The organism is Flectobacillus sp. (assembly GCF_049240685.1).
Lineage (GTDB): Bacteria > Bacteroidota > Bacteroidia > Cytophagales > Spirosomataceae > Flectobacillus.
Genome location: NZ_JBMLSD010000102.1, coordinates 1 through 13,316, shown reverse-complemented (window position 1 = coordinate 13,316; position 13,316 = coordinate 1). Strand labels below are relative to the sequence as shown.

General features: G+C 37.9%; 8 protein-coding genes. 5 read left to right on the top strand and 3 right to left on the bottom strand.

Translation table 11 applies throughout. The features are described from left to right. Positions 1-393: 393 nt before the first annotated feature. A complete protein-coding gene (locus ACOVQ4_RS04705; RefSeq protein ID WP_421819498.1) occupies positions 394-2,973 on the bottom strand; it encodes a TonB-dependent receptor domain-containing protein in 2,580 nt (859 codons plus the stop codon). Between the two features lie 344 nt (positions 2,974-3,317). On the opposite strand from ACOVQ4_RS04705, the gene ACOVQ4_RS04700 reads away from it, so the two are divergent. The 3 genes from ACOVQ4_RS04700 (at position 3,318) to ACOVQ4_RS04690 (ending at position 6,631) form a co-directional block, all read left to right on the top strand. Beyond that, a complete protein-coding gene (locus ACOVQ4_RS04700; RefSeq protein ID WP_421819497.1) occupies positions 3,318-4,355 on the top strand; it encodes a sensor histidine kinase in 1,038 nt (345 codons plus the stop codon). Then, positions 4,352-5,116 (top strand): LytR/AlgR family response regulator transcription factor, encoded by a 765-nt coding sequence (locus tag ACOVQ4_RS04695; protein ID WP_421819496.1) that lies wholly within the window; start codon positions 4,352-4,354, stop codon positions 5,114-5,116. Before ACOVQ4_RS04700 ends, ACOVQ4_RS04695 begins: the two co-directional genes overlap by 4 nt. A 177-nt stretch (positions 5,117-5,293) precedes the next feature. Continuing rightward, positions 5,294-6,631, top strand: a complete 1,338-nt coding sequence (locus tag ACOVQ4_RS04690; RefSeq protein WP_421819495.1) for a DEAD/DEAH box helicase — start codon at positions 5,294-5,296, stop codon at positions 6,629-6,631. Between the two features lie 152 nt (positions 6,632-6,783). On the opposite strand, the gene ACOVQ4_RS04685 is transcribed toward ACOVQ4_RS04690, so the two are convergent. Beyond that, positions 6,784-7,713, bottom strand: coding sequence for a DUF4249 domain-containing protein (locus ACOVQ4_RS04685; RefSeq protein WP_421819494.1), 930 nt, complete (start codon positions 7,711-7,713; stop codon positions 6,784-6,786). Between the two features lie 75 nt (positions 7,714-7,788). Further along, positions 7,789-10,167 carry a TonB-dependent receptor gene (locus ACOVQ4_RS04680; protein WP_421819493.1) on the bottom strand — a complete coding sequence of 793 codons (2,379 nt, stop codon included), beginning with the start codon at positions 10,165-10,167 and terminating at the stop codon, positions 7,789-7,791. A gap of 766 nt (positions 10,168-10,933) precedes the next feature. On the opposite strand from ACOVQ4_RS04680, the gene ACOVQ4_RS04675 reads away from it, so the two are divergent. Both ACOVQ4_RS04675 and nagB read left to right on the top strand, forming a co-directional pair. Continuing rightward, positions 10,934-11,140, top strand: a complete 207-nt coding sequence (locus ACOVQ4_RS04675; RefSeq protein WP_095160250.1) for a helix-turn-helix transcriptional regulator — start codon at positions 10,934-10,936, stop codon at positions 11,138-11,140. An 82-nt stretch (positions 11,141-11,222) separates the two neighbouring features. After that, the gene (gene nagB / locus ACOVQ4_RS04670) at positions 11,223-13,124 is read left to right on the top strand and encodes a glucosamine-6-phosphate deaminase (RefSeq protein WP_421819492.1); all 1,902 of its coding nucleotides are present in this window, start codon (positions 11,223-11,225) and stop codon (positions 13,122-13,124) included. The last annotated feature ends 192 nt before the right edge of the window (positions 13,125-13,316 follow it).

Below are 13,316 nucleotides of genomic sequence, written 5' to 3'. Positions count from 1 at the left end.
CCTAAAACACAAAACTTAAATATAATTCTGCACGATTACTTAATTAAAAGTACATCAATCGTTATGTCGATGAAAATGATATATGAAAGAAAAGGCTCGTCTCGATTAGGACGAGCCTTTCTAAATTATTATCCAAAAAACACAATTATATAGATTGTGTGCCCTAGATAAGAGGATTAGAAAACTCGTGGTTTACCATTCCTGAGGTTATATTTTGCTTGAAGTCTTTACTTCAAGATACTTATCAAAGTACAATAATGCTTGAAGAAATTGTCTGAAAAAAATCCAAGATAAATGAATTTTAGAAGAGCTTATTTCTCGTTGGATTGAAGAAGATTTCAATCGGTTACAAATTTAATAATAAAGAATAATATTACGAAAATATACTCAATATTATCTTGGTCTTCCTCCACTATTTCCGCCAGAAGCTGGTGCCGATTGTCCGCCACTGCTATTGTCGCCACCTCCGTCGCCTTTTACATCGTCGTTAGATACGGACTTGGTTTTTTTGGGGCTAGAAAAGCTCATTTTGCCAATTTTATAACTGAATGTAAGTTTAACGCTCGAGTTATATATTTTATTTTCGCTTGTCTGTTTAAAAGTTTCTGAGTTGAGATTCGTCGCTATAACAAAGCCATTCGTCATGAAATTTTCGGCTGCTATCCCAATACTTCCTTTTTGGTTTGGCAAATCTTTTTTGATACCCAACGAATACATTCTAAATCCACTTTGTGAGCCTTGTAACTGTATCTGAGGCCCACGGAAAAATCCAAATCCTTGAATACCCCATCCATTGGTTAAAGACAATGATGTCATGATACGTCCACTTACTACAAATCCTGAGTTACTTGTGGTATATGAAGTACCGCTTAAGCTTTGAGCCTGTCCTTCTAAATAGGTATGTAAAATATCTATACCTCCGTTTAGTGTCCACTTAGAAGTCAAAAATACATTCGCAAATAGGTTAGCTCCGTAGTTTTGTTGTTTCCCAATATTCTGATAGGTCGTAATCAATGCGCCAGATAAGGTATCAGATAATACTCTAATTTGCGAAATCGAATTATTGGTTTGACGTGCAAATAATGAGGCATTGATATAGGTTTTATTGATGTTGGTACTAGCACCAAGTTCAAAGTTATCGGTCAATTCAGGACTCAAATTTGGATTTCCAATTTTGATATCTTGGGGGTTGGCTGCATTGAAGTTTGGATTCAATTGTTGCAAACCTGGTCGTTGGATACGGCGATTATACGCTGCTTTTAGGGTTGTTCCTCCAAAGGTTTTAGAGAGATTGACACTAGGTACTAAATTGCTATAATCTGGAATTGAAATAGTACTGTTGGCGTCATTTGCTTTTATGCTAGTTAGCTCATATCGTGTACCTACTTTCAAGGTGTATTTATTATTGGTGGTATACGTATAAGACAAATATCCGGCCGCCACATTTTGCTGATAATTCAATAAACCCGCTGGGCGACTAGCATCGTTAAAGTATAAAGAAGAGTTACCAGTGGCCAATAAATACTCATAATTACTGTTAACTTGTCTAAAAATTCCTTTAACGCCGAATTCTAGTAACTGATTCTTAGTCAGTGGAGTAGTGTAGTCAGTTTGTACCGTAAACTCTTTGTTGGTGTTCAAGTTGATGTTTTTTTGACGCGAAAGGATATCGTTGCTAGTTCCTAATAAATCCGACGTAAAGTTGTTAGTCAAATTGTTTTGGCTATACTGCGTCGAAATCGACCACTCCTGCTGTGGCTTGAACGTATGAAGATAGTCAATGTTTAAGTCCACCGAGTTTGATAGGTCTTGTGAATTGATACCTCTCAATGCGGTACTACTCAAAATCTCGTCTTTGAAAATAGAAGTTGCCTGAGTTTGGTCACGTTTGAAATTACGAACCCCAAAACGAGCGCTTGCCGAAAGTGACTGATTTTTGGCTAAGTCATAATCAAAACCAAGGGTATATTGACCAAACAAACCATTGTCTTGGGCGTCGCTACTTTGCTTGGTAGTAATCGTAGAACCTCCCTGTAGGGTTGATTGAGTTAGCGTACCCGAAGATGGGTTGTAAAAAGCACGTCCAAATCCGCTTAAACTAAATCCCATTTTACCTTTTCGATAATTGCCGTTTAGTCCTAAATTAGAAGAACGGTTGCCTACACCCGAATCCACATTCAAGGTTAGCCCCTCAAGGGTTGTCTTTTTAGTGACAATATTAATAATACCTCCAGAGCCCTCGGCATCATATTTGGCAGATGGCGATGTGATTACTTCTACTGTTTTGATCATATCGGCAGGAATTTGCTTTAGTGCATCTGCCACACTGCTTGCCATGATTGTTGATGGCTTGTTGTTAATCAACACTCTGATATTTGAGCTACCTCTTAAAGAGACATTGCCATCTAAGTCTACAGTTAGCATGGGTACTTTCTTCAGTACATCTGAGGCATCGCCCCCTTTCGAGGTCATGTCTTTCTCTGCATTAAAAACCAAACGGTCTACCTTTTCCTCAATCAAAGCCTTTTGACCCGTAACTGTAACTTCCTGAAGTATTTTCATTTCAGGGTTCAATTTGATAACACCCAAGTCTAGGTCATCGCCCTTTTTCAAGCTAACTTTATCGATGGTTTTGTTCTTGAAACCTACGAAAGAGATAACGATTTTGTAGTCACCTGCTGCAAGCCCCTTCATGGTAAACTTACCTTTTTCATCGGCCACCGTTCCGTCTACTACTTTATTGTTGGTTTTGTTGATGAGTGCTATATTGGCAAATTCTACAGCTTGAGTAGCCGCCGAGTCAATTACATAGCCTGTTATCTTGGCGTTGCCTTTAGGAGCTGGGTTGATTACAGCACTGTTGTCGGAAGCGGTGCGCTGACGACCTTGCCCTTCAGCACCTGCGCCTGGAAATTGCGCTTGTGCCATTGGTAAGGTCAATACAAACGCTAGTAAAGAAAAAAATGTTTTCATATTATTTGAGGAAATTAAAATCTGCATGTCGTTGTGATTTTGATAGAACAAAACAAATACATAAAATCAACTTAATTTTTTGTATTATACCTTTAGGACAATCGACTCGACAACTCGGTAGTTTGCTCGATATGACGGAGTTATGGATAAAAAGAGAGGAATTATCGGCTACAAAGGGCAAAATGTAGAATAATAGAACTAGTTTGAGGTGTTATTTTACCGAATCTTTTAACTTTCTGTCGAGATTTAAAAAATCACCACTTTAGGAAGGGAATTGAACGTGCAGGGAAGCAACCTAAATTTTGATAAGGACTACCAAAGTACCAAAACTATACATCATTATAATGAATACTCAAAAAAAACAACGAATCCTATATATCCACATCGCATTTTGGTGTGTGTATTTTTCCTTTTTCTATTATCAGTTTACTTATCCGAAGCACGGTCAAGAACCAGATTTATTGAAAGCATTTTTAGATGCAGGCTTTCAGGCCGTTTGTATTGCTCTAATCGCATATTTCAATTATTTTGTATTGTTGCCCAAGTTTTTGACTAGCAAAGATTTATCTTCTTACTTGCTTAGTATTTTACTTCCTTTATTTGTGAGTGTCGAAATATTGGTTCACGGTAAGCGATGGATTGTGGATGGATACTCACACGAAGCCTGGTTTTTGTATACCGATCGTTTCTGGGTAAGCTCAACACTTTCCACTTTGTTTATCGTGGCTTTTATCAGTATGTTAAAATTTGTGGAAGATTGGTTTGAGTTGGAAGCCAAAAAGAAAGAAATTGAGAACGAAGGTTTGATGGCCGAATTACGATTTTTGAAGGCTCAAATCAACCCTCACTTTTTATTTAATACCTTGAATAATTTATATTATTTGGCCTTTACAAATTCCCCGAATACTACCGAAGTGATAGCCAAGTTGTCGCAAATGATGCGTTATATGATATATGACTCCAACCATGCCAAAGTACCGTTGTCGAAGGAAATAGAGTATATGCAAAACTACATTAGCTTGGAAGAGCTACGTTTGAATAATGAAATACCGATTCAGTTGGAGGTAAAAGGAGAAATCAATGGTGTAATGATTGTGCCGCTTATTTTGATTACTTTTTTGGAAAATGCTTTTAAACACGGGGTGAGCAATAACGTATCGGATTCTTTTGTTTATGCCCTAGTAGAACTTTCAAATCAGACCTTTACCTATATTGTAGAAAATCCAAAAATTCCGAAAAATACCAATAATGAAGAAAAGTCGGGGATAGGCTTACAGAACGTAAAACGCCGTTTGGAGCTAAGTTATCCCAATCAGCATGAGCTTATCATTGAGGATACCCCAACTCATTATCGTGTACACTTAACCCTCAATTTGGCATGAATATCACCTGCATGATTGTTGAAGATGAGCCCTTGGCACGCAATCTCTTGACCGAATATGTAAAAAAAGTCCCCTATCTGAATTTGCTTAAGGCTTGTTCAAATCCTTTGGATGCGATTGAGTTTTTGAGAGAAAATACTGTAGATGTACTGTTTTTGGATGTGCAAATGCCTGAAATTACAGGTATTACTTTACTCAAAATATTACAAAAAAAGCCACTCGTTATTCTCACAACCGCCTATTCTGAATATGCCTTAGAAGGATACGAGCTCGATGTGATGGATTACTTACTCAAACCTATCACTTTTGAACGTTTTTTGAAAGCTGTCGAAAAGGCAAGCCAACGACTGGGAGGAAATGAAAATCTGACTGCGGCTACTCCCACGACTGTCGAGCGAATTATTCATGAAAAAGTGCCTGTTGTAGATAATAGTCCAGCTTATATTTTTGTGAAAGATGGAACAAAACTAGTCAAAATCAGGCTCAACGAAATCCTTTATGTGGAGGGTTTGAAAGACTATGTGACAATTTTTACTAAAAATCAAAAAGTGGTCACGCTACAACGTTTGAAAACTTTGGAGGAACAATTGCCCGAACAAAAATTTATTCGAATCCACAACTCTTACATTGTTGCATTAGATGCAATCGATGCTATTCACAAAGAGAAAGTCTTGATAGGACAAACGTATCTGCCGATTAGTGATACCTATCGTCGGGCTTTCAAAGAGTTTATCGATAAAAACCAGCTGGGGGAAATGTAAGTTTTTAGTTTGAAAATTTGAAGATTTGAAGATGAGTCATGTACTGTGACAATTTTTCAAATCTTTTAACTTTTACTTCCTTGCCAAGCCCGAATCTTCCTTTTTGTTATTGCTCCCTTCCAATATATTTTCAGGTCTATTCCGTCACTTCTCCTTATTTGCTTGTACTTTTGTATTATGCAATTAGATAATAAAATTCAATCGCTGTTAAACAATCTAGAAATTGAACAGCTTAATCAAATCCAAGAGGATTCTTTCCGTAGTATTCAGAATCGACCTGATACCCTGTTACTTGCGCCTACGGGCTCGGGTAAAACACTTGCTTTTTTGTTACCTATTTTTACCAAATTAAAACCAGAGGAAAAACGAGTACAATGCTTGATTTTGGCACCTTCTCGCGAGCTTGCCTTACAAATCGAGCAGGTGTGGCGCAAAATGGGTACAGGTTACAAAGTAAATATTTGTTATGGCGGGCACAACATGGCGGTCGAGATTCAAAACTTGAGCGAGCCACCAGCAGTACTAATTGGTACGCCCGGACGTATTGCCGACCATATTACCCGCAAAACTTTTGATTTGTCGGGTATTCAGACTTTAGTCTTAGATGAATTTGATAAATCATTGAGTTTGGGTTTTCATGACCAAATGGAGTTTATCTATGGTCATCTTCGTAAACTCAAAACGAGGGTGTTGGTGTCGGCTACTTCTAAAATCAAGATTCCTGAATTTACGAAAATTACGCAACCTTGGGTGCTAAATTTTACGAGAGAAGAGGATGAAAAACCAGATTTGAAGCTTTATAAAGTAATTTCAGAATCAAAAGATAAAATAGATCGTTTGTTTGAGTTGATTTGTCATTTGGGCGCTGAACCGAGTATTATTTTCTGTAATCACCGCGAAACTACCATGCGCACTTCTGATTTACTTTGGCAAATGGGTATCGAAAATGCCTTTTTTCATGGAGGAATGGACCAGTTAGATAGAGAAAAAGCGCTGATTCGTTTCAGAAATGGGAGTGTAAAATTTTTGGTAGCCTCAGATTTGGCTGCCAGAGGTTTAGATATCCCTTTTGTAAAACACGTGATTCATTATCATTTACCACTCAAAAATGAAGACTTTGTACATCGCAACGGACGTACTGCCCGCATGAATGCTGAAGGTTTTGCGTACTTACTTTTGCATAGAAATGAGCATCAACCAGAGTATTTGAATCAAGAAATAGAAGAGTTTATTTTTCCTGAAAATACTACTCCTCCTGCTTTCTCCGAATTTACAACGTTGTATATCAACGGTGGCAAAAAGGATAAGTTGAGTAAGGGGGATATCATGGGCTTTTTAGCTAAAAAAGGTAATCTTCAAAAAGAAGATATTGGTGTGATTGAGCTGAAAGATTTTATGGCTTTTGTCGCAGTAAAAAAATCAGTCGTAAAATCGCTCGTCAAAGCTATTCAAAACGAAAAGCTGAAAGGCAAAAAGTACAAATACGGGATAGAGTCTGAGCAGAAGTTTTCTTAAAATGAAGGGGATAGGCAAGAAGGGGTAAGGCACCAGTATTTATCCAGAAATCGTTTGTAAATGATAAAAGAGGGATAGAGTATTATTCTAAAATACTTTATCCCTCTTTTATTTTTACTAGTGCCTAGTGCCTTTTGCCTTACCCCTATTACCTATCTCAACCCTGTCTGAGCTTTTTTGGGGTCTACTACCGTTTGGGCGAAACTCACTGCTGATGTACCAAACCAGCCTACAGCCTTTTTGGTAGAGCTGCTATTTACGTTGTTGACGTTAGTAGGAATATTAGCAGTAGGTCTTGCAAACAATCCACCGTTGTTGACTTCGAGCTGTGCTTGTGTCCAAAAGTCAAAATGCCCTTCAGTAATCGAACGAAGTTCAACTTTGATAGTGTCGCCTGCTAAGTAGAGTTGTGGCGAAATCGTAGAACGTACAGGTAAGCTAAAGATTAATCCGTCTGCCGCTCCACTACTTTTCTGAATAGCCGCATCGTAGGCAATAGCAACGGTATTGCTCATTTCGAGCATTTTTCCATTTTTGTAAGCTATAATTCTGTAGCAATCTCCGATACCTGTAAAATCACGGGCATAAAATTGTGCATCATATCCCTCTTTTGGATACCCTTTGTCATCATCTCTTTGGTTGAGTCGAGCCTCATCAAATTGATAAGCAATCGAATCTATTTTCGGTACTCGTTTTAGTTCTGAAACGGCTTGATAGGTTTCACCATTAGCTGTTATTTTCAATGTATAGGTTTTTCCAACTTGACCAATTTTTGGAATGGCAGTCGTTGGTGTCCATACATATTTACCGTCGCCTTTGAGGTCTTTGAAAGTAAACACTTGACCATCACTATCCGTAACAGTTACCGTTGCCCCTAGAACAGGTTTGACAGCAGTATTGGTAAAATAATCTTGCGATTGAGTAAGAGTGATGACTTGGTCGGTAGATACATCGGTTACATTTCCATCAACCACCAACATGGATGGGGCATTGGTAATACCTTGTAAATCAATGACATCTTCGCAGCTAGTTAGACTCAAAGTACCAAGTGCAATCAAGGCGTTTAAAATATATTTTTTCATGATTTAAGTACAAGTTAAATTCTTTAAAAGATCATTTTTACCTTCTTTCATCGAGATAAGTCGGTATTTTCATGATTAAAACTTAAAGTTGTAAGTTACAGCCGGAACGAAAGAACCGATAATAGACAACTGCACAGCTTCTGTTTGCGCAGGGTTCGTTTCGTTTGGACGAGTATAAATCGAGAATGGGTTACGACGATTATACAAGTTATATACCGAGAATACCCACTCAGACTCGCCTTTACCAAATAATGCTTTTTTGTTTTTCTTGGTAGCCGAAACGTCTAAACGGTGGTATGCTGGAACTCTAAAATTACCACGAGTACCTACAGGAATATAAGGATATACTTGTCCCTCTACTACAAATTGTTGCTCGGGTAGGGTATAAGGAACACCCGTAATATAGGCGAAGTTTGCGCCAAAAGACCATTTTTTGTTGATTTCGTACTGAGCCAACATATTCAAGGTATGAGTACGGTCATAACGGCTAAAATACCAATCTCCGTTGTTCAGGGCATCTATTTTCTTTTCTGAACGTTGTAGGGTATAGCTAATCCAACCTGTCAATTTGCCACGATTTTTCTTAACAAATAGTTCGAGACCGTAGGCACGACCTTTACCAAATAGTAAGTCTTTTTCGAAATAAGGGTTCAAGAATAAATCAGCACGGTCTGCATAGTCGATTTGATTTTGCATTTCCTTGTAAAATACCTCTGCCGATGCTTCGTAAGTATTATCTCCAAAGTTTTGGAAATACCCTAGTGCCACTTGGTCGGCAATTTGTGGTTTGATGTTATTCGTGCTTGATGTCCATACGTCCAGAGGTGTAGAGGCCGCTGTGTTTGACATCAAGTGTACGTATTGTGTCAATCGGTTATAACTAGCTTTGATGGAGCTATTGTCACCCGTGTTGTAGTTCATCGAAAAGCGAGGTTCCAGATTTTGGTAAGTTTGAATCGTATTACCTTTAGTATTAGGTACAAATGTCAAATCATATCCAGAAGGGAATTCTGCACTAATACCAACGTATTTTCGCTGATAGTAAAAGTCCTCTTGGCTCGAATAGTCATATCTCGAAAAGCGTAAGCCATATTGCACTGAGAACTTTGGCGAAACTTTCCATTCATCACCCACATAAATCGATGACTCAATACCATTTTTGCGTTCTTGGCCAAACGAGCGTGATTCTCCCTCGGATGTGGCCGTAGCTTCCCCAGGTTTGAAGTTGTAAGTTAGGATTTGACCGCCAAAGGTGAGGGTATTTTTAGGCGAAATATAATAGGTAAAATCAGGCTTAAAACTTAGATTGGTAATATTAGATGACCATTTGAAAGCATTGTTTGGTCTTTTATTCTTCAAATCTGAGTCTAAAGCGTAGTCATAATTACTGTAAAAAGCGGTTGTGTTTAAAAATAACTTATCGCTAAATACGTGGTTCCAACGGGCAGAAAGTGTGCTATTGCCCCAGTTAAAGCCAAAGTCTTGTCCAAACACATCACGACCAAAATAACCAGAAAGGAATACCGTATTTTTGTTATCAATATTATAGTTGACTTTTGCCGTCAAGTCATAAAAGTTAAAACTAGAACCTGCATTGTTGCCAGTCAGAAATGGTTTGGCCAAAATGTCGATATATGAACGACGAGCTGCCACGATAAAAGAGGCTTTGTCTTTTACAATTGGTGCTTCGATAGACAAACGGCTAAAAATTACACCGATACCGCCATTGATTTCTAGATTTTTGGCATTACCTTCTTTCATTTTTACATCCAAAATCGAAGACGCACGACCACCATATTGCGCTGGTATGCCACCTTTAATCAATTTTACATCCTTCACTGCATCTGGATTAAATACCGAAAAGAATCCAAATAAGTGAGAGGAGTTATAAACTGGTGCATCGTCCAAGAGAATTAAGTTTTGGTCGACACCGCCCCCACGCACATTGAATCCCGAAGCGCCTTCGCCTACTGTTGTAACGCCTGGCAAAAACTGAATCGCACGCACCAAGTCGACTTCTCCTAAAAGTGCTGGAATTTTTTTGATGGTTTTCATTTCGATTTTATTGACCGACATCTCCATCGATTTTACGTTGTCGTCCTCACGGGTTGCTTTTACCACTACTTCCTGTAACTCCTGACCATCTTCTTGTAATTCAAGGTTTAGGCTGATACTTTGTTCGGTCAGCTTAATATCTCTAATAACTTTTCGATAGCCCACCGAGCTCACTACTAAGGTGTAGCTTCCTTTAGGAACCGTAATCGAGTAAAAACCATAGGTATTGGTAGTTGTACCTGTCATGAGTTCTTTTACAAAAACTGAGGCGCCAATAAGGCCTTCTCCGTTTTTTGCATCCTTGATGTAACCACTAATGGTTAGTTTTTGGTTTTGCGCCTGTAGGCAAAGAGGAAAAAGTAATAGTACTACCCAAATGTTTCTTAAAATTGCATTCATGGATAATTGTTTTGATGTTTGATTGTGTAAAGAAAATAGTAAAGCAGATTATAAAACCCGTTTTACTAAATCAGTGAAAGTGTGATTTTTTGTTTTAAGTTGGATATTTTAGGCAGTAAGCCGAAGGCATTTTACAGAAGCCCAATCATGACTTTATAAAATCATAGTTGTATTTTACTGATTGCCTATGTAAATAAGCCGTAAGCCCAATGTTGCACAACTACTTAATAATAAATATGCGGTCTATTTTGATTTATTCAGATTATTTTAAGTTAGTTCTGCTAACTGATTTACGGTTATCGAATATTTCTCAACTTAATTGTACTAAAATGTATTTAAACTAAAGTATAAACTACCAAATAGTAATTTTTGTTTTAATAAGTCTTGTTTTTTTTTGAAGAAAATTAAAACACCTTAATTTTCTGACAAGCTAGCCTGTAGTTGCCCCTACTGACTTTATAATTTTGGTTAATATTTTTTTTAAATTAGTATTACTAGGATTTATAGGTAAAATATTGCCGATTTGAGTTGATTTTAAATAGTTAGATATGGAAAAAAAAGCATAATTTCTTTTTTGGAAGAGATGTTCAGAAAAATATTACAGATTTTTTTTTGATAAAACTGCCTTTAAATGAGCATTTTGAAGGTTTTTGAGAAAAACATTAAAATATTTTTTATATTCGGCAATATGTTACTTATTAAAATTTTTTATTTAATATTTTGTTTCTATCTTTGTCATGAAATAAGTAATATATTATCAAGTAATATGAACTTCGAACAATTAGGCCACATAATTAGAGAAAGACGCAATGAACTTTCCTACAGTCAAGAAGTGCTGAGCGATAAGAGCGATGTTGCTATCAAGACCATTCATTCAATTGAACTTGGCAAAGCCAATCCCTCACTCAAAACTTTAGACAAAGTGCTTGGCGTATTAGGATTGGAACTAATTGTGGTAAGCAAAAAAGACTAGAAGAACTATTCCCAATTTTCATATAAAAATATTTAAGTAAGAAAAACCAATCGCGACGTTTTGTCGTGCAGCATAAACAACTATGGAACAGGCCATCAGCTACGAACGTATCCCTACAAAAATTTACGCAAATTCAGATGAAGCTTCTCGCTCAGTAGCGTTAGAAATAGCTTCAATCATTCGCCAAAAAGCAGGAGAAGGAAAACCTGCTGTACTTGGTTTGGCGACTGGTTCTTCTCCTAAAAAAGTATACAAGGAATTAATCCGTATGCACAAAGAAGAGGGTTTGAGCTTCCAAAATGTAGTTACTTACAACCTTGACGAATACTATCCGATGGAGCCAGATGCGGTACAAAGTTATGTACGCTTCATGCGCGAACAGTTGTTTGACCACGTAGATATTCCTTCGGGCAACTGGCATGTGCCAGATGGTACTTTACCACTAGAGAAAGTTGCTGACTTTTGCCATGATTATGAAGAGCAAATTGAACGTTATGGTGGTTTGGATTTTCAGTTATTAGGGATTGGTCGTAATGGTCATATTGGTTTCAACGAACCTGGTTCGTTGGTAAATTCAAAAACACGTTTGATGACCCTCGACCTTACTACACGTATTGATGCTGCTGGTGATTTTGGTGGTTTGGCTAAAGTTTCTAAAAAAGCCATTACCATGGGTATCAACAAGATTATGGAAGCCAAACGCGTAATTTTGTTGGCTTGGGGTGAACACAAAGCTGAAAACGTAGCTCGTGCGGTAGAGGGTTCGGTATCTGCTGATGTACCAGCATCTTACTTACAACATCATACCAATGCGGCTTTCGTATTAGATAATTCGGCTGCTTCTCAATTAACTCGTATTCGTACGCCTTGGATGGTCGATGCAGTAACATGGGATCGTCCGATGGTGAAAAAGGCTGTTACTCACCTTGCTTTACAGGTAGGTAAACCAGTATTGAAATTGACAAACTCAGATTACAACGAAAATGGTTTGTCAGATTTACTTGCCTTGTACGGTCAGGCTTATGACATCAATATCGAAGTTTTCAACTACTTACAACATACTATCACAGGTTGGCCAGGTGGTAAGCCAAATGCTGACGACTCTAACCGTCCTGAGCGTGCTTATCCAGCGAAGAAACGTGTGATTATTTTCTCTCCTCACCCAGACGACGATATTATCTCGATGGGTGGTACTTTCCAACGTTTACACGATCAAGGTCATGATGTACACGTAGCGTACCAAACTTCGGGTAACATTGCAGTGGCAGATGACGAAGCGCTTCGTTTTGCTGAATTTGTGGTTGACTTCAACGAAAAGTTTGAAGCAAACAATCCAAAAGCAAACCGAATCTATCGTGAAGCAGTAAAATTCTTGAAAAACAAGAAAGATTCAGAAGTAGATACTCCAGAAGTACGTTATATCAAGGGCTTGATTCGTAGAGGAGAAGCAAAAAATACTTGTCGCTACGTGGGTATTCCAAAAGAAAATGTACATTTCTTGGATATGCCATTTTACGAAACAGGTAAAGTTCAGAAAAACCCAATTGGCGAAGCTGACGTTCAAATTGTAATGGATTTGATTGAAGAAGTAAAACCTCATCAAATTTATGCCGCTGGTGACTTAGCTGACCCACATGGTACTCATAAAGTATGTTTGGATGCTATCATGGACGCTGTAACCCGTTTGAAACATCGTGAATACATGAATAGCTGTTGGGTATGGTTGTACAAAGGTGCTTGGCAAGAGTGGGACATCGACCAAATCGAAATGGCGGTTCCAATGTCACCAGACCAAGTATTGAAGAAACGTTATGGTATCTTCAAACACCAATCACAAAAAGATGGTGTACCATTCCAAGGAACAGACTCACGCGAATTCTGGCAAAGAGCTGAAGACCGTAACGCAAGTACAGCAGACTTGTACAACAAGTTGGGTCTAGCAGAATATGAAGCAATGGAAGCTTTTGTACGTTGGAAATTCTAAATAGAAAAAGCTTGGCGCTTGCGTCAAGCTTTATAAGTTATTACAGGATGTTAAAATAGAAGGTTTTTCAGAGAAAAATTAAACATTGATACATCCGAATTTGGAAAAGGAATTGATTATAGTGTTTGATTATCAGGCCTTGCGCCTGTGAATTTAGCCGTCGAACTTTGTTTGACGGCTACTTTGTTTTTA